The 21,933-nt window shown below is 25.7% G+C and carries 16 protein-coding genes, 2 tRNA genes and 1 rRNA gene; 3 read left to right on the forward strand and 16 right to left on the reverse strand.

The features are described 5' to 3' along the window. Nucleotides 1–1,203: 1,203 nt before the first annotated feature. The gene (locus BUA70_RS11885; RefSeq protein ID WP_072897560.1) at nucleotides 1,204–2,748 is read right to left on the reverse strand and encodes an AbgT family transporter; all 1,545 of its coding nucleotides are present in this window, start codon (nucleotides 2,746–2,748) and stop codon (nucleotides 1,204–1,206) included. A 257-nt stretch (nucleotides 2,749–3,005) separates the two neighbouring features. Here BUA70_RS11885 and cls point away from each other — a divergent pair, with 257 nt between their 5' ends. After that, complete coding sequence (gene cls / locus BUA70_RS11890; protein WP_072897590.1) at nucleotides 3,006–4,433, forward strand: cardiolipin synthase; 1,428 nt, start codon at nucleotides 3,006–3,008, stop codon at nucleotides 4,431–4,433. A 267-nt stretch (nucleotides 4,434–4,700) separates the two neighbouring features. Here the strand turns inward: cls and BUA70_RS11895 are convergent, their stop codons facing one another. The 5 genes from BUA70_RS11895 to BUA70_RS11915 form a co-directional block, all read right to left on the reverse strand. Continuing rightward, nucleotides 4,701–5,144 carry a VanZ family protein gene (locus BUA70_RS11895; protein ID WP_072897562.1) on the reverse strand — a complete coding sequence of 148 codons (444 nt, stop codon included), beginning with the start codon at nucleotides 5,142–5,144 and terminating at the stop codon, nucleotides 4,701–4,703. 180 nt (nucleotides 5,145–5,324) lie between these two features. After that, the gene (locus BUA70_RS11900; RefSeq protein ID WP_072897564.1) at nucleotides 5,325–5,513 is read right to left on the reverse strand and encodes a hypothetical protein; all 189 of its coding nucleotides are present in this window, start codon (nucleotides 5,511–5,513) and stop codon (nucleotides 5,325–5,327) included. Between the two features lie 247 nt (nucleotides 5,514–5,760). Then, nucleotides 5,761–6,867 (reverse strand): glucose-1-phosphate adenylyltransferase subunit GlgD, encoded by a 1,107-nt coding sequence (gene glgD / locus BUA70_RS11905; RefSeq protein ID WP_072897566.1) that lies wholly within the window; start codon nucleotides 6,865–6,867, stop codon nucleotides 5,761–5,763. A gap of 1 nt (nucleotide 6,868) precedes the next feature. Further along, nucleotides 6,869–8,032, reverse strand: coding sequence for a glucose-1-phosphate adenylyltransferase (locus BUA70_RS11910; protein WP_072897568.1), 1,164 nt, complete (start codon nucleotides 8,030–8,032; stop codon nucleotides 6,869–6,871). Between the two features lie 183 nt (nucleotides 8,033–8,215). Continuing rightward, complete coding sequence (locus tag BUA70_RS11915; RefSeq protein WP_072897570.1) at nucleotides 8,216–8,659, reverse strand: hypothetical protein; 444 nt, start codon at nucleotides 8,657–8,659, stop codon at nucleotides 8,216–8,218. A 1,017-nt stretch (nucleotides 8,660–9,676) separates the two neighbouring features. Here BUA70_RS11915 and BUA70_RS11925 point away from each other — a divergent pair. Beyond that, nucleotides 9,677–10,087 carry a DUF3785 family protein gene (locus BUA70_RS11925; RefSeq protein WP_072897575.1) on the forward strand — a complete coding sequence of 137 codons (411 nt, stop codon included), beginning with the start codon at nucleotides 9,677–9,679 and terminating at the stop codon, nucleotides 10,085–10,087. A 134-nt stretch (nucleotides 10,088–10,221) separates the two neighbouring features. On the opposite strand, the gene BUA70_RS11930 is transcribed toward BUA70_RS11925, so the two are convergent. The 6 genes from BUA70_RS11930 to BUA70_RS11950 form a co-directional block, all read right to left on the reverse strand. Further along, nucleotides 10,222–12,657, reverse strand: a complete 2,436-nt coding sequence (locus tag BUA70_RS11930) for a glycogen/starch/alpha-glucan phosphorylase (RefSeq protein WP_072897578.1) — start codon at nucleotides 12,655–12,657, stop codon at nucleotides 10,222–10,224. A 138-nt stretch (nucleotides 12,658–12,795) separates the two neighbouring features. Continuing rightward, on the reverse strand, nucleotides 12,796–14,235 hold the full coding sequence (gene glgA / locus BUA70_RS11935; protein ID WP_072897592.1) for a glycogen synthase GlgA: 1,440 nt from the start codon (nucleotides 14,233–14,235) through the stop codon (nucleotides 12,796–12,798). 68 nt (nucleotides 14,236–14,303) lie between these two features. Continuing rightward, entirely contained in the window at nucleotides 14,304–16,319 is a 2,016-nt protein-coding gene (glgB, locus tag BUA70_RS11940) for a 1,4-alpha-glucan branching protein GlgB (protein WP_425290436.1), read from the reverse strand. Between the two features lie 227 nt (nucleotides 16,320–16,546). Beyond that, a complete protein-coding gene (locus BUA70_RS11945) occupies nucleotides 16,547–17,401 on the reverse strand; it encodes a patatin-like phospholipase family protein (RefSeq protein WP_072897582.1) in 855 nt (284 codons plus the stop codon). A gap of 376 nt (nucleotides 17,402–17,777) precedes the next feature. Beyond that, entirely contained in the window at nucleotides 17,778–17,924 is a 147-nt protein-coding gene (locus BUA70_RS13165) for a hypothetical protein (protein ID WP_172607495.1), read from the reverse strand. 401 nt (nucleotides 17,925–18,325) lie between these two features. Beyond that, nucleotides 18,326–19,690, reverse strand: a complete 1,365-nt coding sequence (locus tag BUA70_RS11950) for an APC family permease (protein ID WP_072897584.1) — start codon at nucleotides 19,688–19,690, stop codon at nucleotides 18,326–18,328. A gap of 254 nt (nucleotides 19,691–19,944) precedes the next feature. Here BUA70_RS11950 and BUA70_RS11955 point away from each other — a divergent pair, with 254 nt between their 5' ends. Next, on the forward strand, nucleotides 19,945–20,352 hold the full coding sequence (locus BUA70_RS11955) for an FMN-binding protein (protein WP_072897586.1): 408 nt from the start codon (nucleotides 19,945–19,947) through the stop codon (nucleotides 20,350–20,352). A gap of 431 nt (nucleotides 20,353–20,783) precedes the next feature. On the opposite strand, the gene BUA70_RS11960 is transcribed toward BUA70_RS11955, so the two are convergent. From BUA70_RS11960 to rrf, 4 genes are all read right to left on the reverse strand, one after another. Further along, the gene (locus BUA70_RS11960) at nucleotides 20,784–21,437 is read right to left on the reverse strand and encodes a cysteine hydrolase family protein (protein ID WP_072897588.1); all 654 of its coding nucleotides are present in this window, start codon (nucleotides 21,435–21,437) and stop codon (nucleotides 20,784–20,786) included. 236 nt (nucleotides 21,438–21,673) lie between these two features. Next, nucleotides 21,674–21,749, reverse strand: a tRNA-Ala gene (locus BUA70_RS11965). Nucleotides 21,750–21,754: 5 nt separating this feature from the next. Continuing rightward, nucleotides 21,755–21,831: transfer RNA gene (locus BUA70_RS11970), tRNA-Ile, on the reverse strand. A 7-nt stretch (nucleotides 21,832–21,838) separates the two neighbouring features. Further along, nucleotides 21,839–21,933 (reverse strand): 5S ribosomal RNA (rrf, locus tag BUA70_RS11975); the annotation flags it as partial.

A 21,933-nucleotide genomic window follows, 5' to 3' on the forward strand; every position in this document is an offset into this window, starting at 1 on the left:
AAGCACGCCGCCAGCGTTCGTCCTGAGCCAGGATCAAACTCTCAATTTAAAAAGTTTAATCTTTACTCATATAAAAGAATTGCTGGTTTAAAAAATCTTAAAAGATTTTGTAAGTTTCTCTCTGTTTAATTTTCAAAGACCAAGTTTTTGTTTTCTTGTCACATCTTGGCGACTTCTTTATCTTATCACCAATCTGTTTCTTTGTCAACACCTTTTAACTTGTTAAAGTTTTTTGTGTTTTCAAAGTTTGTTTCGCTTTAGTGTTTCGCACCTCAGCGACGTGTTTTATCTTATCATGGTATGATAAATATATTTTATCATTAAATGTTATTTTATATATCATTTAAACTTAATACTCTAAAATACTTTATTTATCGTAATATATCTTATATAGATACGCCTGGAAAAGTTTTCGCTATTTTTTATAATCTATTTAAAAATATCTCCACAATAAAAACTAATTTTCATATAAAAATATAACCTTCAATATTTTTTTATACTAACTATTATTTATTTTGCATAATAAATTACTTAGTTTTTATTTATTTAAATGAAAGTATCTTAATAATTTAATATAGAATGATATATTTCACAAATACCTTATTACTTTTAGTTTATATTTCTTATTATATAATTTTAAATACTCACTTTTCTTTCTATTAATAATTATATTTAGTACTAGATATAATTAATATCCTCTTTTAACCATAATCACATTCCTTATATTAATATATTGATAATTTAGTTTTTAATTTCTTACATTGGTTTATACTTAAAGAGTAAATAATTAGATTTATTTATCTTTATAAAATAAATTTACTAAAAACTATTTCTCTTTATAATTATTTTTCTAAATTAATAAATAAAAAACTATCCTTATATATGATTTTATAAATCAATCATTAAAGGATAGTTTCTGATTTTAGTTATATTAATTTTTATTTAAATTATGACATAAACTTTAATATATATTTTTTACCTATCATAAATATTAATAATAGTTTTTTAAGTTCATTTTCTTATTACAAATATTAAATCTAAAGAGTTATACAATTTATAGTTCTCTTCTTGCTTTAAAATGTACCAAAATAAATTCTTTTTATTTTATCTTATAACATCTTTATAAATATTATAAATTTTTAAAAGTATTATTATAACCAGCTAATGATTTTTAGATGTATATAAATCTAAATTTAATAATACCTATACAGTTATTCCAACTCCTGGTCCAAGAGGTAGTCCTAAAACATACCATATAATTAAAAGTACCGCCCATCCAATTAAGAAGGCTATAGTATAAGGAAGCATTGTTGATATCAATGTCCCCATTCCTGAATCTTCATCATATTTTTGTGTGAAACATACAATTAATGCAAAATAACTCATAAGTGGAGAAATTATATTTGTAACTGAATCTCCTATTCTATATGCCATTTGAGTAAACTCTGGAGTATAAGCTCCCACTCTTAAAAACATTGGTACAAATATAGGCGCCATTATAGCCCATTTTGCTGAAGCTGATCCCATAAATAAATTTATAAATGCTGCAACTAATATAAATGCAATTATTAATGGAATACCTGTAAGTCCTGTGGTTTCTAAAAAGTCCGCTCCTTTTACCGCTATAACTGTTCCTAAGTTTGTGTATGAAAAATATTCAACAAACTGTGCCGCAAAAAACACTAAAACTATATATGACCCCATAGAAGACATACTCTTACCCATTAAACTTATTACATCTTTATCATTTTTAACTTTTCTAGATCCTATACCATAAGCTACTCCTGGTACTAAGAAAAATAAAGCTATAACTACTACTATTGACTTCATGAAAGGCGAATTTAATATTTCACCAGTTTCAGGATTTCTAAGTATTCCTGTCTTAGGTACTATAAACGCACCTATAAATATTAAAAATAATATCATTGCAATTCCTGCAAACTTTAAACCTCTTTTTTCTTCTGGAGTTATAGTTTGCATTTCTTCTTTATATTTACCTTTATATTTTCCAAGTCTTGGTTCTATTATTTTTTCTGTAACTAAAGTTCCTATTATAGTTATTAAAACAGTTGAAACTATTAAGAAAAACCAGTTTCCTGTAATTGAAACATTATAACTTGCATCTACCATTTTAACTCCCTCTTGAGTTAATCCTGCTAATAATGCATCTGTAGGTCCTGGTACTATATTTGCACTAAATCCACCAGACACTCCTGCAAAAGCTGCTGCTATACCAGCTATAGGATGTCTACCAAAGCTCATGAAAATTACTGCTCCTAAAGGTATTAACACTACATATCCTGCATCTGATGCTATATTTGAAACTACTCCCGCTAATACAACAATAATTGTTATAAATCTTTTTGGGGTACTCATAACTACTTTTCTTAATACAGCTGCAATAAGGCCTGTCCCCTCAGCTACACCTACACCTAATAAAGCAACTAAAACAGTTCCTAAAGGTGCAAAATTAGTAAAATTCTTAACAGCTGATGTAAACATATATCTAATGCCTTCTGGTTCTAAAAGACTCTTAACACTTACACTCATTTCCTTTAATTCATTAGTAGCTCTATCTATACCTTCATATATAACCCCTACTCCCATCTTAGAAAAGAGATGTGAGCATATTGTTACTATTACACATAATATTACAAATATTGTTGCTGGATGTGGAAGTTTATTTCCTACTTTTTCAATTCCATCTAAAAACCTTTGAATACCTTTTCTCTTTTTATTGTTTTCCATCATTACCTCCTCATTTATTATTAATATTTTATTTAAAATATTTTCAATTTATTAACAATATTTTCATTATATATTTATTGTTCTTAATTTATTATTATTTAATTATATAGGGATTTTTATAAAAAAACAATAAAAAGTTTTTATTTTCTAAAAATTCTATTTATTTACACAAATTATTAGTCTTTGTTTCTTTTTATTTAAATAGTGTATAATATAAATATCTTTTATAAGGAGGTGTTTTTTTGAGCGATTTTTTTATGTATTTGCTTTATATAATAATAGCTATAAATATAATGTTAGGTATAACCATTGTTGTATTAGAGAGAAAGCAACCAGAAAAAACAATTGCTTGGCTATTAATATTATTGCTTGTTCCACCAATAGGATTAATCCTTTATATATTTTTAGGCAGAAATTGGAAAATACATACCCTTAATGATGAAAACTTTTCAGATGATGTAAAAGAACTTATTTGCCCTATAATAAAAGCTAAAGGTGGGGGTCAAGAAGCGTCATTAATAGAATTATTGGCAAATAATAGCGACTCTCCTGTATTTATAAATAACGAAGTTGAAGTATTTATAAATGGTGAAGAAAAGTTTAAAGCATTAAAAGAAGAACTTAAAAACGCAAAACACCATATTCATTTGGAATATTATATCTTTAAAAGCGATAATATAGGTAAAGAAATAATAGATTTGCTTATATTAAAAGCTTCCGAGGGAGTTAAAGTAAGATTAATAATAGATAAAGTAGGCTCTTCTAAAATGAAAAGAAAATATCTAAAAAAATTAAAAGATTCCGGAGTAGATGTAGTAATATATTCATATTTCTTAGCTCCTATCTTAAAACTTATCAATACACAAATAAATTATAGAAATCATAGAAAAATAGCTATTATTGACGGAAAAGTAGGATTTTTAGGTGGAATTAATGTAGGTGATGAATACTTAGGTAGAAATAAAAAATTTGGCTACTGGAGAGATACTCATATAATGGTTAAGGGTGATTTTGTAATGGGATTGCAAGCAGTATTTCTAGATGATTTTTTAACTATTCAACAGGCTAATAATTACTATACATTTTTTGATCAAGAATTTGATAAATACTTTCCTACTACTAGTGTATGTAAAAGCACCCTTATGCAATTAGTAAAGAGCGGACCTGATTCTGAATTTCCTGCTATAATGCAAGGAATATTAAAAATGATTTCTATGGCAACTACAAGTATTTATATAACTACTCCTTACTTTGTACCATCTAAAAGTATAATGGATGCATTAACCATAGCAGCTTTAGGTGGAGTTGATGTTAAAATTATATTCCCTGAAAAAGCCGATCATTTTACTGTAAATACAGCATCAAAAACTTATTTAGCAGAACTTATGAGATGTGGAGTAAAGGTATATCTTTATGATAAGAATTCCTTTGTTCATGCTAAAACTATGACAATAGATAGTAAACTATGTACCTTAGGAACTGCCAATATGGATATAAGAAGCTTTGAATTAAATTATGAAATTAATGGGGTTATTTATGATGAAGAAATAACTAAAAACTTAGAGAAAATTTTTATAGAAGATTTAAAAAAATGTCGTGAGTTTACTCTAGAGGAATATGAGAATAGTAGTAAAATTCACAAATTCTTAGAGGGATTAACAAGAATTTTCTCTTCTATCCTATAATATATATTATTTATTAAGTATTTAGGTTATAAATTTTATATATTAATTTTTATATAAAATTTATAAATTAAAAAAAGAGCTGTTTAAATTAGATATTTGATATCTAATTTAAGCAGCTCTCTTTTAAAAATAAAATTATGCATAGTAATTATTTATTATACATAATTTTATTTATTATTATATAAACATATATTTCTTATAAAATATTAAATGAAAATCCTTAAAAGAATTTTAAAAAAACTTGTATCGGTTAAATATTAAAATATCCTATTTATTTTTCTTAAATTTACTTATAGCTAAAGTAATTAATGCTCCAAAAGCACCTCCAAAAGTATCTATTAAAACATCTTTAAACTGACCTGATCTACCCTCTATAAATAATTGATGAAACTCATCTGTGCAAGCATATAAAAATACTATAATCACACCTAAAATTCTAGCCTTAGAATTATTTATATAAAACCTTAGTGCATTATATACTAAAAATAATAAAATCATATACTCTGAAAAATGAGCTCCCTTTCTTACAATAAATGTAGCTAAATCTCCTAACTTATCACTTAAATTCAAACCTAATGCATTAAATACATATATAACAAAATTGCTTTGCTTACTAGAAACCTCTCCTGGTTGATGAGACATAATAAATATAAATGCCATCCATCCAATTAATAAAATCCAACTTATCTTTTGCTTATTTTTTAAATTCATCTATTTCACCTAATTTTTTAATAATTTTTATTTAATATAAAAATAAAAAGAGTAATAATATGAAAGAGATATTTTTAAAAGAAAGATTCTTAACCCTAATACTCTTTATTTTTACTACTCTTTAAAATTTTAAATTTATAAAAAAAGTTCATTTTAACTAAAACCTCTCAGTTTTAAATTCTATTTATTATTTCTTTTTTTTATTTTTACTTTACCTTCTTTTATCCCTGTAATTCTGTCTATTAATAGGTATGTAATCCCCAAGGATATAAATCCTGCTCCTAAAAACCTAGTAGAGTTTTGTATAACAACTACTAATAATATTCCTAGCATTAAAACTAGAATATCAAATGAAATATCTCTTTTCATTCTTACCCCTCCAATTTATTTGTATACTTCCATTATAATATTTATTTCTTAAAATTCCATTAAGTTTATCTTAACTATTTTTATAAATTTAGATATTTACTTTATTTAATAAAATTAATTAAATGAAATATATGCTACTTATACCATTTTAACAGGATAAGTAGCATATATTAATAAATAAATTAGCTTTTTATAACCAATTCTCTATTATAGAGTAAAAAATATTAAATTTAAATTTAATACTTTATTAAAATCTTGAATGTCTTTCTATAACTAAAGGAAAGTTCTTGCTACCTCTAAGCTCATCCCCTTTTGTTATATTAGCATGCTTGTCTGCAATAACATTAATAATTTTAGCATTATTACTAATAATACAATTAGGTAGTATTATACAATTATTTAAATAGGCACCTTTTTCTATATGAACTCTTCTACAAATTATACTATTTTCTACTACTCCCTCTATTATACACCCATTAGATATTATAGAATTTAAAACTTTACAATCCTTGGTATACTTCGTAGGGCATTCTCCCTTAGGTTTAGTATATATAGGTCTATTCTCATTAAATAGCTCAGTATTAATTCTGGAATTAAATAAATCCATATTAGCTTTAAAATATGCATTTAAGGAATTTATACAAGCCAAATATCCTTTAAACTCATAAGCCTTAACTTTAAGTTTATCTAATGAATTATAAATACATTTTTTCACCTTTTTATATCTTCCAGTTTTTATACACTCAAATACTATATCCATAAATAAATCTTTTTTCATAACAAACATTTCCATGGATATATTAGCTTCTTTTTCACAGCCTATGTTTTCTCCAACACTTATTAAATTGTTTTCCTTATCTATATTTATAGATTCACAATTCAAAAAATTTTCTTTTGCATTGTTAACCTTTTTATATACAATTGTTATTTCATTTTTATGCTCTTCATGATATTTAACTACTTCATTAAAATCAATATTACATATCATATAAGATGGAGTCAAAATAATATATTCTTGTCTACTAAACTTAAAAAATTCTAGGTTATCTCCAAAAGTATTAACATCATTATATACATTATCTTCATCACTAAAATTAAAAACTCTAAGACCATCTCTATCTCTATATAAATCCCATGGTCTTCCATTGTTTAAATGATCTATTAATGATCTTGCTTTATTTTTTGCAAATATTCCAATATTCGCTATACCAGAATTAGCCATATTAGATAAAATAAAATCTATAATTCTATACCTACCTGCAAAAGGCACTGATGCTAACGGTCGACTTCTTGTTAATTCCATTATTCTATCTTGATTCTCATCTAAATTTACTATTCCAATATAATTTTTCATATTACTTCACCTCCTCAAAATCAGTAATTTGAGTTCCCCTTTTTAGTTCATCTTTAGCAGGAACTACTGTAATATTAACACCATTTCCAACTTTACAATCTCTTCTTATTGCTACATCACTTCCTATAATAGCTTTATCTATAATTACATTTTCTCCAATTTTAGTATTAGGCATAATTACAGAATTTTTAACTATAGAGTTTTTCCCAACTACTACACCTTGAAATAAAACCGAATTTTCAACATCTCCTTGAATTACACAGCCTTCAACTACTAAAGAAGACTTAACAGATGCTTGACTCCCTATATATTGAGCTGGTCTAACTGGATTTACAGAATATACTCTCCACTCATTATCCGTTGAGCTTAATTCATTATTATCTTTTAATAAATCCATATTAGCTTCCCAAAGACTTTCTATAGTTCCAACATCCTTCCAATAACCCTTAAAAGGATAAGCCACCAATTTCTGTCCGCCCTCTAGCATTTTAGGTATTATATTTTTTCCAAAATCATTTGAAGAAGTTTTATCATTTTCATCTTCTTTTAAATATTTCTTTAATAATTTCCAATTAAAAATATATATCCCCATAGAAGCTTTAGTGCTTTTTGGCTTTTTAGGTTTCTCTTCAAATTCATATATTGAGAAGTCTTCTTTAGTATTCATAATTCCAAATCTAGATGCTTCACTTAAAGGTACATCTATAACAGCTATTGTGGCATCAGCTTTTTTGCTTTTATGAAATTCTAACATTTTTTCATAATCCATCTTATATATGTGATCTCCTGATAATATAAGTACATATTCTGGATCATGATTATCAACAAAGGCTATATTTCTATAAATAGCATTTGCAGTCCCTTTATACCAATTACCACCTTTCTCTTCTTGATAAGGAGGTAAAATAGAAACTCCTCCATCCCTTCTATCTAGTTCCCAAGGACTTCCTATCCCTATATGAGAATTTAACTCTAACGGTTGATATTGCGTAAGAACACCTACTGTATATATTCCTGAATTAGAACAATTACTTAGAGTATAATCTATTATTCTATATTTTCCTCCAAAAGGTACTGCTGGCTTTGCTAGCTTTTTAGTAAGAACTCCTAATCTAGAGCCTTGTCCACCCGCTAGTATCATAGCTACAGTTTCTTTCTTTGTCATAAAACCCACATCCCCTTTTATATTAATCCATTCCTCACATATAATTATACATATGGTATTTTTTTCCTTCAACATTATTATTAACAGTTTTTTCCTTATTTATTTGTTAAATTCTACATATTAATTTATTTTTTTCATTAAAATAGCCACGGATTATAAAAATCTTATAATCCATGGCTCGTTCTAAGAGTGATCAGATAAAAACCTGTTTAAATATGCAATAGATTCCTCCAAAAGTTCTTGACCTCCTCTTAGACCATCTACTTTAGACTCTATTGTGCAAGTTCTTTGTTCTAGTAAATATATTATTTCTTTTATGTCACTTAATTTTTTTGCTTCATAAGAAACTTGATTTCCATCTGAATCTATATATATTTTTTCTGGTGGATTTCCACACTTAATACATTTTGCAAAGACACCTTCCTTTTCAGTATCCTTGAAAAGCTTAAATGTATCATTATTGCAATGAGAACAGCTTGATAATATAGTATATTCGTAAGAACTTATATCAAATTCATACATTTCCCCGCATTCATTACATTTCCCATAAAGTATTCTATCTTCTGTTTTTATGCTAAAACTATTACCATTGCAACCATCTCTAGCGCATACCACCGTTCTAATCATAAAATAAACCTCCTAATAGAAATAATACGAGTTTTTAACTTACTAACCTTTAGTTTAAGTTAATAGGATAACTCATATAAAATTAATATGTGCCTAAAATATTAAATATTCCCTTATGGAAAGTTAAAATATATTTTATTGTTATTATTAAGATTCCAACTATTTTTTCTTAAATTCTCTTTAGCTCTCTTTTAATATAAAAAATAAATTTAAATATAATTAATCCTAAAACAATATAAATGACTTTAATACTATATATATATAATGAATTATACATTCTAAAAAACTCTCCAATAATTATAAAAAATAAACCTAATACAAAAATCTTATTGTATAAATCAATATATCTAAATCTACTTTTGATGTTTTTTAAAGTTAAAATTTTATCTGCAAAAAGAATAAGCATATCCCACAGTATTTTAAAGAAAATAAAATACCATATTATCCTATCAATAGAATCTAATCTATTATCATAATAAAAACTACAATAAATTCTAATAATTATACCTATGGTAAAAAAAAGATATATAATAAACTTTTCTTTTCTTATAGCAATGCACCTCTTCATTTCATTTATATATTTAATATATTTAATAATTAAATATATGTTCAAATAATGCATTTCTCCATATAAATAAAATCCTGTATTCTTCTAAGAAGAATACAGGTTCTTAAGGAGAGACTCTAAATTAAAGTCTCTATTTTAAATAGGGTTGCCTTTTTATTCAAAAGACTTATAAAATTATATTTTTTAAGGGGTAAATTAAAAATTTATAATATTATTATATATTTTTAATTTATAATAATATTGTCGATTTAAATAATATATTTCTTTATACTATAGTAATGTTTTTTAAGTTAATTAATCTTAATATAAAAAATTTACCATTAAAAGTTTTATAAATATATATTATTTAAGTATTTTTATCTATGTATTATGGTAAAAATTATAATTAAAGATTATAATTAAAATAATATTATATAACTTATTGTTATATATATTATAGGAGGATAAAAATGAGTTTATACGAATTTTCTTTAAATAATAATACTTTTAAACTAGAAGAAAGTAATTGCTTTGATTTTTTTAATGAAGATGTAAATGGAGTAAATTTAACTAATATATTAGATATTTTAAGTGAGAATACTCCAACTTTAGAATTTCAAAAAGAATATTATTCATCTCCATGTGATAATTGTAAAAATGGAAAAGGCGAAGAGAAAGTTTTTGACTTTTTAGAGGGACACTTTTTTATATTTACTAAGAATAATGAATATATTATGAGTGATATATCTAAGGAATATGAAAATACATCTTTTAGAAGACTTTTAGCTGAAGGCAAGGTAGATGATAGTTATATTGTAGAAATATCAATATGTCCTTATTGTAAAAACTATAGTATAGAAATAGATCAATGTCCTATTTAATGGCTAATTTTGCTTTTATAAGAAATATTATATAATGTAAAAACTAAAAACTTATAAAAAGTAGTATCTTTTAGTATAAAATTTTACTTTAAGATACTACTTTTTATATTCTAAATTATTACAAGTAAAATTTATTATTTATCCTTACAAGAACTATTTGGAACATCCCATATTCCTTTAGCATATTCATAAATAGTTCTATCGCTGGAGAAGATACCGGACTTTGCAATATTTATGATAGACATAGAATACCATTTACTTTTATCTCTATATAATTTATCTACCCTATCTTGAGCCTTAACAAAAGAATCAAAATCTCTTAAATCAAAAAATTCATCATTATAGGTTAGTAGATGATTATATATAGCTCTAAAATTTTCTTTATCATTACAGTAAGCTCCATTTACAAGGTCATTTAGTATTCTGTTTATTCTAATATCATTATTATAAATATCATAAGAAGAATATCCACCCTTAGAATAATAATCTAAAACTTCTTTTTCTGTTAAGCCAAAAATAATTATATTCTCTTCAGATACCTGATCCTTTATTTCTATATTAGCTCCATCTAAAGTAGCTACTGTAATAGCTCCATTCATCATAAATTTCATATTAGAAGTACCAGAGGCTTCCTTAGTAGTTGTAGAAATTTGTTCACTAATATCTGCTGCTGGAATTATTATTTCCGCTAAAGATGTTCTATAATTCTCCATAAACACAACTTTTATCTTATCTTTTACTCTTCTATCATTATTTATTTTAGTTGCAATTGCATTTATAAGTTCTATTATTTTTTTTGCTAAATAATATCCTGGTGCCGCCTTACCTGCAAAAATAAAAGTTCTAGGCTCTATATCCAAATTAGGATTTTCTATTAATTGATTATAAAGATTCATTATTCTTAAAACATTTAAAACCTGCCTTTTATATGCATGTATTCTTTTTACTTGAACATCAAAAATAGAATTAGTATCTATATTTATTCCTTGATTATTTTTTATAAACTCTGAAAGTGCTATTTTATTATTCTTTTTTATAAGTGCTAATCTATCTTTTATATTTTCATCATCTTTAAACTTATATAAATACTCCATATCTGTAGGATGTTTTACCCATCCATCTCCTATAGTTTCTTTTAATAAGTTTGATAATTGTGGATTACATTTAATGAGCCATCTTCTATGAGTAATTCCATTTGTTTTATTATTAAACTTATTAGGATAAAAATAATAAAAATCACTCATTACTTGCTTTTTTAATATTTCAGTATGAAGCTTTGCAACACCATTAACACTATAACTTCCTACAATAGCTAAATTAGCCATTCTTATATATCCATCTGCCATTATTGCCATTCTAGAAATTTTGTCCCACTGATAGGTATACTTATCCCATAAATCTTTGCAGAATCTTTCATTTATTTCATTTACAATCATATAAATTCTTGGAAGTAACTTTTTAAACATTTCTATAGGCCATTTTTCTAATGCTTCAGCCATTATAGTATGGTTTGTATAAGAAATTGTACTTGTTGTTATCCTCCAAGCATCTTCCCACGATAACAATTCTTCATCTAGTAGTATTCTCATAAGTTCTGGTATTGCAAGTGTAGGATGGGTATCATTTATATGAATAGCTATAGATTCATTAAGATTAAATATATCTCCTCCATGTTTTTTAAAATTTGAAATTATGCTCTGGATTCCTGCAGATACGAAAAAGTATTGTTGTTTTAATCTAAGCATTTGCCCTTCATAAAAAGTATTATCTGGATATAATACATTTGAAATAGCTTCTACTGAATTTTTATATTCAATAGCTTTTAAATATTCTCCCCTACTAAAAGAAGAAAAATCAAATTCATTAGATACAGGCTCTGCACTCCATAATCTTAAATTATTCACCGCCGAATTTTCATGCCCAATGATTAGTGTATCATAAGGTACTGCTAATACCGGGTCATAATTTATATGAATAAAAGATAATCTTCCATTTATTTTTTCCATTCTAACTTCTCCACCAAATCTTACTATCTGAGAATTTGATGGTTTTCTTATTTCCCAAACATTTTCACACTTTAGCCAATTTTCTGGAGCTTCTACTTGAGATCCATTTATTATTTTTTGCTCAAAAAAACCATATTTATATCTTATTCCACAACCATGGCCAGGTATATTTAAAGATGCCATAGAATCTAAAAAACAGGCAGCAAGTCTCCCAAGCCCACCATTACCTAATCCTTGATCTTGTTCAAAGCTTTCTAGTTCATCTAAATCTATTCCTAGCTCATTTAACCCTTCTTTACAGATATCCCTAATTCCAAGATTTAAAAGATTACTTCCTAATAATCTTCCTAACAAAAACTCCATAGAGAAATAATACACCTGCTTATTATCATGATTGTTTGTTTTATTATTTTCTATTTTTATTTTTGTTATATAATCTCTAACTAAACTTCCTAACGCTTCATATTTTTGTCTCATATTACCAAACTTAAACTCTTCCCCATGAAGCTCTATATATTTTTCTAAATAATCTTCCTTAAAGGTGTTCTTATCAATATAAAACACTTAATTTCCTCCAATCTAATGCTATTTTTATTGTCTATATTTATTAACTTCTTTTATTACCTCTTTAAAAAGTCAATATGCTTTAGTGTTTCATATTCTTATATTTTTTTGTTGTGAATTATTGATATTAATATTATATTAAAACTCTTCTTTAAGTAGTTCTTTATATAAAGATTTATATTCTTTAGCTGCTTTATTCCAACTATTATTAGACTTCATAGCACTTTTCACTATGTTTATCCACTTATCCTTATCTTCATACCACCTTAGTGCATACTCTATAGTATTTAGTAATTCATTACTATTATAATTATAAAAACTAAATCCATTACCCTCTTCAGTATATTCATTATAAGGTACAATGGTATCTTTTAATCCTCCAGTTTCTCTAACTAAAGGTATTGTTCCATATCGTAATGCAATTAATTGTCCTAGCCCACAAGGCTCAAAAAGAGATGGCATAAGGAATATATCTGATGCAGCATATATTTTATGAGCTAATTCATTACTAAACTTAATATTAGCTGAAACTTTATCTCTATAACATCTTTGAAAATTCTTTAAGTGCTCTTCATAGCCATAATCACCTGTCCCTAAAACAACTAATTGAATATCTTTTTGTAATAGTCTATCTGCAATACTAACTATTAAATCCATACCTTTTTGACTAGTTAAACGAGAAACCATAGATATCATAGGTACATTTTCTTTTTGTGCTAATCCTAGTTCTTTTTGTAAACTTAACTTATTTCTTAATTTGTTTTCTAAATTATCTTGATCATAATTAAATTCTATATAACTATCCTTTTTAGGATTATATACTTCATAATCTATTCCATTCACTATTCCAGTTAACTTAAAACTTGTATCTCTTAAAAGTCCATCTAATGTCTCCCCATATTGATTTGTCTGTATCTCTCTAGAATAAGTTTCACTCACAGTGGAAACTTTATTAGAATAATTTATTCCCCCTTTCATAAAACTTACTGCTCCAAAATGATTTAAACTTCCATTATTAAAAGGTTCCATATCATATCCAAAAAGCTCTCCTAAAATATTAGGATTATAGTTTCCTTGGAAGGCTAAATTATGAATAGAAAATATAGTTTTTATATCTTTATAAAAATTATCTTTTTTATATTCTAATTCTAAAAGAACTGGTATCATTCCTGTTTGCCAATCATTACAATGAATTATATCCGGTTTATAATCTATAAACTTTATCATTTCTAATACAGCTCTATCAAAATATGCAAATCTTTCACCATCATCAAAATATCCATATAAATTATCTCTTAAAAAATAACTTTCATTATCTATAAAATAAAAATTTACTCCATTAAGCTTATATTTAAATACTCCACAATAACTATTTCTCCACCCTACTTTTACATTTAGGCTAGCTATAAATTGAAATTTATTTTTAAGATCAGACTTTATATTCTTATAATTAGGTATTACAACTGATGCCTCAATATCATTGCTTTTTAAATATTTAGGAAGTGAACCTATAACATCTCCTAGTCCACCTGATTTTATAAAAGGGTCCGCTTCTGATGCCACCAATAAAATTTTAATCATATATATAAATACCTCCAAAACTCTCTCTTTTACCTAGAATATATATTAATTATTTTTTCTTTATATTATTTTTTTACACTTTCATCTAATAAATCTTTCACTTTATATTCCTTTTTTATATTTATAGTCTTTAATATTAAAGTTGCCATAGGAGGTACCTTTACATTTATACTATAATTTTGGTTATTATAAGGTTCCTTTTTACTAGTTAAAACTTCTGAAACAATTTGCCCTGAACCTCCATAAGCCTCACTATCTGTATTAAGAACCTCTTCATATTCACTTAAATAAGGAACTCCTACTTTAAAATCATAATAAACTACCGGGGTAAAATTACTTATAAATATTAAAGTATCCTCTTCTTTTTCCCCTTTCCTCATAAATATAAATATACTTTTTTCACTATTATCTGCATCTATCCATTGGAACCCTCTATGTTCATAGTCATATTTCCAAAGAGAGTTATTATTTTTATAAAGAGTATTTATATCTTTAAAAAATTGCTGAGTACTTTTATGCATTGGATATTTTTCTATTAGACTCCACTCTAATTCTTCATTTTCTCTCCACTCTATAAATTCACCAAGTTCTGCTCCCATAAAAATAGTTTTTTTACCTGGATGCCCCATCATGTAAGCAATAAAATTTCTAAGGCCTGCAAACTTATTCCAATAATCTCCCCAATTTTTATTTAATAAAGATTTTTTTCCATGAACTACTTCATCATGAGATATAGATAAAATATAATTTTCAGAGTAATGATACATCATGGAAAATGTAACACTATTATGAATATCTTTCCTAAAAATAGGATCTACTTCAATATACTTTAACATATCATTCATCCAACCCATATTCCATTTAAAATTAAATCCTAATCCTCCATCCTTTGTTTTTTTAGTAACATTAGGCCATGTGGATGATTCTTCTGCTATCATTAAAGCATTAGGATACTCACAAAAAACAGCATCATTTAATAACTTTAAAAACTCTATGGCTTGTATATTTTCATTTCCTCCATGTTCATTTACTGCCCATTTTCCTGATTCCTTACAAAAATCTAAATAGAGCATATTAGCTACAGCATCTACTCTAAGACCATCTATATGAAACTCTCTAAACCAATATAAGGCATTTGAAATTAAAAAGCTCCTTACTTCATTTCTTCCTAAATCAAAATTTGCTGTTCCCCATCCTTCATTTTCTGCCTTTAAATAATCTTCATATTCATATCCATGATTACCGTCAAACTTATATAAACCATGGATATCCTTGCAAAAGTGTCCTGGAACCCAATCTAGTATTACTCCAATCCCTTGCTTATGAAAAGAATCTATTAAAAACTTAAAATCTTCCCCCTTTCCATACCTACTAGTTGGGCAATAAAAACCAGTTATCTGATATCCCCAAGAAGCATCTAAAGGATGTTCCATAATAGGAAGAATCTCTACATGAGTATATCCCATTTCATAAACATAATTAGGTAAAAGTTCTGCTAATTCTTTATAAGAATAAAATGAACCATCATCTTTTTTCTTCCATGATCCTAAATGAACCTCATATACATTTATTGGGGATTTTAACGGATTAAAATTCTTTAAATTATCTCTCCACTTCTTATCTCCCCACCTATATTTAGGTTTATATATTTTAGATGCAGTATTAGGTCTAATTTCAGAAGCTACTCCATAAGGATCTGATTTTAAAACAACTTGTCCATCTTTCCTTTCTATAGCTAATTTATATATCATTCCTTCTTCCATATGAGGTATAAATACTGTCCATAAACCTTCATCTGTTACTTTTTGAAGTTTATTCTCTTCTTTTATATCCCAATTACAAAAATCTCCAACAACAGTAACACTTTTTGCATTAGGAGCCCATGTTGTAAACTTTACTCCTTTAATTTTTTTTTCAGTTTTTAAATGGGCTCCTAAAAAATTATATGAGCTATAGTTTTTTCCCTCATGAAATAAATATATATCATTTTCATAAATCCCATTTTTCTTTTTTCTTGAATTTATAATTATATTCTCTTTTTTATCTTTATTTAAACTTAAATCAGCTTCTTTATAATTAATTTCTGAAGAAATTATATTCTTATCTAGAATTCTTTTATCATTATGCTTTTCTCTATTCAACTTAGCTCTCATCCCCTTCTATTTTTTTCCATATTTATATTTTACTACTATTTGTAATTTTTTGCTAATATCTTTTTTAATAATATAAGTTTTATTGAAATTTATTATGAAACTTTATAAAAAAGAGCTTTTCAGAATTAAGTCTAACTCTGAAAAACTCTTTTATCTTAATTATCTTCTAAAAATAATTTGATTTTATCATTAATATTCTTTGCATCTTCATATCCATTATTATATAAACTCTCAAGCTTTGATTTATTTTTTTCAAATCTATCTACTTGTAGCCTTTTTGAAGGTCTTATAACTAAAACCCTTCCTTCATTCTCTAATTTATCTATAAATTCTAAAGTTTTATTGTATCTTATATATCTACTCATAACAGCCTTTATATATTTAGGATATTTTCTATATTTAATTTTTATAAGAGCTTTAACTTTTCTTAAAGGCTCCATTTTAAAATCCTTATTTCTAGTTAATACTACTATAGCTTTATCACAGCCATCATTTAATGCTTTCTCTATTGGTATGGAATCTGCCACTGCCCCATCCATTAATTCTTTTCCTTCGTATTTAACAATAGGTGAAACTAAAGGTAAAGAACTTGAAGCTCTCATAGCCATAAAGGCATTTTTAGTATTTTTACAATCTATGTATACTGCTTGCCCAGTATTACAATCAGTAGCTACTACATTAAAAGTTCCTTTAAAATTACTTAAGGCTTCCAAATCATATGGTTCTAACTTCTTAGGAAGTTCATCAAATATAAAATTCATACCAAAGATAGATTTATCTTTTATTAAATTTTTAAAACTTAAATATCTTTTATCTCCAATATAATCTATAGTTGATCTTTTCCCTCTTCCTAGCTGCTTAGACACATATCCAGAACCATGGCAAGCTCCTGCCGAAACCCCTATTACATATGGAAGTTCTATATGATTTTCTATAAAATAATCTATAACTCCAGCAGTGTATACTCCTCTCATTCCACCGCCTTCTAAAACTAAAGCTATTTTTTTCATCTTCACACCTCCTAAAATCAATTTTACATTTAACTATAAAAAACTTCTACTAATTATAATGAAAGTTTTCCGATTTTTAATTTATTTAATTAAAAATATAAAAAAACTACTAATTAAAATTAATTAGTAGTTTTATAATGTATTCTATAATTTGAGATAGTGAGTTGAAAGTGATTATATTCCTATAAGTCTTTGAGGAGTATCTTTACAAAATTATTATATGTAATTAAATAATTTATATTCACCTCATAAAAAGATACCTTATAAAAATATTTAAGTATACTATAAACTTAAATTATATAATACTTAAATCGAAGAAAACACCTAATGATAGTTTCATTAGATGCTTATATAAAATAATATTAACTTTTAAAACTTATTCATCCTTTAAATCTTTAATTTCTTTTTCAACTTCTTTTATTAATGTATCTATATTATCTGTATTTTTATCTGCTAACAATAGATTTCTTTTTTGCAGCTTCAGTTCTTTTAATTTTTCCTCTAATTCTATAAGCTTAGTCATATGAACACTCCCCATCTAATCTCTCATACTTTCTCATTAAATATAAATTTAAATAACTAAAACAAATTAACTATATCAATAAAAGCCCCTATACTTTTATTATATATTACTTATAAAAATATTATATAATAAAAATCATATAAGTATATAATATTTTTAATAACAAATTCTAACATAATAAGATAATATTTTTTGTTATATTATTTTGTAATAAAATATTTTGTTCTATTTAACATAAAAATAAAAGTATATAAGCCTGATTTAAAATAATATAAAATCTACATAATTAAAAATATTCTTCTTTTATATTATAATTATAAATTTTATTTATAATTATATCCATATACTATAAGAAGCCACCACTAAATATTTATAAAACTTTAGCGATGGCCTTCTTTTAACTAACTTGCCTTTGATTCATCATCAAATCCTTGATTAGTAGTGTCATTTGTATTTTCTCTTTTAATTTTCATATAAGCATATACAGGAACACCTAACATCATAAGTAAAAATCCATACATAACAGCTTCTCCTCCCGCAGAAGAAATAGCCCAAATTGCAAATATAAATCCAACTATATTTCTAAATGAACTTTTTATAATAGATAAAACACTTAACTTTTGTGTTTTCTTTCTAAGTAACATAATTTCCGCTATAGTTGTTACTGCATATATAGGTAAATATGATATAGTTGCTAATAATACTATAAAATTATAAGCATTAGAAAGCCCTTGTATAAAATTCATTAAAAACATTATGTTAACAAGTGTTGATCCTACTATTAAAGCTATATATGGAGTTTCATATTTAGGATGTAATTTTGCAAAAGCTTTTGGGAAAATTCCCTGATCACCAGCTGCATATGCAACTCTAGCAGTAGATAATAACCATCCTAATGCTGTTCCACAAATACTAATAGCTATTGCTACATTTAAATATTTTACTACTCCACTTCCTAAAAATTTCGCTATTATATCAGAAATAGGTGCTGATGTTTGAGCCAACTCTGATTGTGGCATAGCTCCCATAGCTAGTACACTTATTAGTATATATAAAATAGTACTTATTCCTATACCTAATATAGTACTTCTTTTTACATTTTTCTCAGGATTTTTTATTTCTCCTGAAGTAATAGATGCTGTTTCTAAACCCATAAAGGCCCAAAGAGTAATTGCTGCTGTTAAAGGAATAGTTTGAACTCCTCTGTCAGCGGGAAACATTGGCATTAAATTATCTTTATTAAAATTAATAGCTGCAATAATTATAAAAAATACAAATAAACAAATTTTAAATACAGTTATAACAGTCCCTAATTTACTAGCTGCTTTAGCACCTCTAATATTAATATAAGTAAAAGTCCAAAGAATAGCTGAACAAAATAAAAATCCAATTAAAGGACTATTAGTTAATGTAGTAAAAACTTGTCCAAAGTAAGATAATATAACTACAAATAAAGTTGTATTTCCTATCCAAGATCCATTCCAATAAAGCCACCCTGTCATAAAACCCATAAAGTCACCAAAAGCATTTTTAGAATAATCAACTATCCCTCCACTTTTAGGTATTTTGGATCCTAAATTAGCAAATGTAATTGCTAAAGTCATTGCTCCTATTCCAGTAATTATCCATGCTATTATAGATGAACCTACGCCACCGACTTGAGCTAATTGCTTTGGAAGCATAAATATACCTGCACCCATCATATTTCCTATTACAAGCGCTGTAGCAACAAATAGGCCTATTTCCTTTTTTAATTTATTGTTCATTTAATTCCTCCTAAGAAAAAATCTAGGTTTAGAGCCATTATATATTACTTGCTTTTTATAGCTTTATACCTTTTGTTAATAAATTATAAATAAATATTTTAATAAGCTTGAGTATTAATTATACATTTTTTAAAGTTTTTTAGTCAATAATATACAGAAAAAAATACATAAAAATCTGTTAACTATCTATGAATATTTTCTATTAATTCTACTAATAACTATAATAAATAAGTTAATAAGGAGGCTTCAATTAAATGAAAAAATTAGCTAGTTTATTTGTATTTTTAATGATGGCTATAACTATAATTTCCTGTGGCCCATCAAAATCTGTTTCTTATAAAGATGGAACATATTCAGCTAAAGCAGATTCTTGGGAATATGGCCAAGAAGAAGCTATAGTTAAAATTGAAAATGGTAAAATTAAAGATATTACATTAAAAAGACTTGATAAAGCAGGTAATGAAGTAGATTACAACGAATGGAAAGGTCAAGAAATAAACGGAAAAGTATATCCTAATCTAAATCAATATAGAATGGATATGGCTAAAAATATGATTGATAAACAAACTTATGAAGTGGAAAGTATTTCAGGTGCAACAGTATCCACTAACAATTGGAAAACAGCAGTGCAAAGAGCCTTAGATCAAGCAACTGTAAAATAATAAATTAAAAATTTAATCTATATTTTTAATATAAAATAAATTTTTATATTGGTTTACATTAATAGTTTAAATATCAATTAGCCTTAATTAGAAGTCTAAAATTAAGATTATACCTATAGACTCTTAAACAATTCTAAAAAATGTTTAGGTCTATAGGTATTCTTTATATTATTTTTTATAAATTTATCTTGATATTAAGTTAATACTCTATTGATTCTATAGTATTAATATAGATAATAATATTTAAATAATATTAGACTTCTATAATTAATATAAATAAAATTCTATATTAATCTATTTATAACTTTTATTAAATTTAATCTTAATACATATTTTAATATAGACCAATACCATATTAAATCTTAATAAAAATATAATTTTTCTCTAAATAATAAATAAATTATGTTATTATATAAAAATTTAATTCATCATTATACTTTAAGATTTCCAACTACTATACCATTATCTATCATAGAATTTAAAAATACTAGATTCATAAAATCTCCTTTATGAAATTCAGATTCAAAAGTATCAACTAAATTTAATGGGACAAAGATATTTTTCTTTATATTATTTTCATTAAAATAATTCTTTATAGTTATAGCAAATTGATATATACATATATCTGTACAATCTCCAACAATTATAAAATTATCTTTATTTTCTGGTATAACAAAATCCTTTGCTAAAAATCCATTTGTACAGTTTTTCTTTATTACTTTTATTTCCTCTATACTCTTTAATTTATCTACAAGCTGCCATTCATCAGTACTGTAAATACAATGCTTAGGATAACTTAACAGTTCTATAGATTCATTTGTATGATAATCAGTAAATGCAATTATCTCTGCTCCCTTTTGCTTTAAATCATTGACCAAAATTTCTATAGGATTTATTAATTTTTCTATTCTATCACTATATAAAGATCCTTTTTTCGCAAAACCATTATTCATATCAATTATAAATAATACTGTTTTATTTATATCTAATGTTTCCATATTTATTTCAGGTAATGACGAAACTCTATCATATATATATTCACCCATAGTTTTAAATTGATCAATTATAATATCTTTATTTTCCATAATATAACCTCCCCTTTAAATTTATTTTTTATTATACAATACAAAAGATTTTTAAACTATATTTTATCCACAATTCTAATAAAAAAAATCACTTTATACACATTATAAGTCTAAATAGTGTTATTAAACTTATAAATTGTGGATAAAAATTGTATAATTAATTTTCATTTATAAATATTACAATAATTATTTTAAATACAAAAAAAGCTATGAACTTTTGTTCATAGCTTACTTTTTGGTGGAGGTAAGGAGATTCGAACTCCTGACCCCCTGCGTGCAAGGCAGGTGCTCTCCCAGCTGAGCTATACCCCCAAAAATGGTGGACCTTCAGGGACTCGAACCCCGGACCTACCGGTTATGAGCCGGTTGCTCTAACCAACTGAGCTAAAGATCCAAAACTAACCTGGCAACCATCTACTCTCCCACTCAGTCGCCCAAGCAGTACCATCGACCGTTTAAATCTTAACCTTCGTGTTCGGTATGGGAACGGGTGTAA

Source organism: Clostridium fallax (assembly GCF_900129365.1).
Classification (GTDB): Bacteria; Bacillota; Clostridia; order Clostridiales; family Clostridiaceae; genus Clostridium_AH; species Clostridium_AH fallax.

Coding starts and splice junctions, on each gene's coding strand:
- BUA70_RS11885 (WP_072897560.1), bottom strand. CDS start 2,748: ATGGAAAACAATAAAAAGAGAAAAGGTATTCAAAGGTTTTTAGATGGA.
- cls (WP_072897590.1), top strand. CDS start 3,006: ATGTATTTGCTTTATATAATAATAGCTATAAATATAATGTTAGGTATA.
- BUA70_RS11895 (WP_072897562.1), bottom strand. CDS start 5,144: ATGAATTTAAAAAATAAGCAAAAGATAAGTTGGATTTTATTAATTGGA.
- BUA70_RS11900 (WP_072897564.1), bottom strand. CDS start 5,513: ATGAAAAGAGATATTTCATTTGATATTCTAGTTTTAATGCTAGGAATA.
- glgD (WP_072897566.1), bottom strand. CDS start 6,867: ATGAAAAATTATATTGGAATAGTAAATTTAGATGAGAATCAAGATAGA.
- BUA70_RS11910 (WP_072897568.1), bottom strand. CDS start 8,032: ATGACAAAGAAAGAAACTGTAGCTATGATACTAGCGGGTGGACAAGGC.
- BUA70_RS11915 (WP_072897570.1), bottom strand. CDS start 8,659: ATGATTAGAACGGTGGTATGCGCTAGAGATGGTTGCAATGGTAATAGT.
- BUA70_RS11925 (WP_072897575.1), top strand. CDS start 9,677: ATGAGTTTATACGAATTTTCTTTAAATAATAATACTTTTAAACTAGAA.
- BUA70_RS11945 (WP_072897582.1), bottom strand. CDS start 17,401: ATGAAAAAAATAGCTTTAGTTTTAGAAGGCGGTGGAATGAGAGGAGTA.
- BUA70_RS13165 (WP_172607495.1), bottom strand. CDS start 17,924: ATGACTAAGCTTATAGAATTAGAGGAAAAATTAAAAGAACTGAAGCTG.
- BUA70_RS11950 (WP_072897584.1), bottom strand. CDS start 19,690: ATGAACAATAAATTAAAAAAGGAAATAGGCCTATTTGTTGCTACAGCG.
- BUA70_RS11955 (WP_072897586.1), top strand. CDS start 19,945: ATGAAAAAATTAGCTAGTTTATTTGTATTTTTAATGATGGCTATAACT.
- BUA70_RS11960 (WP_072897588.1), bottom strand. CDS start 21,437: ATGGAAAATAAAGATATTATAATTGATCAATTTAAAACTATGGGTGAA.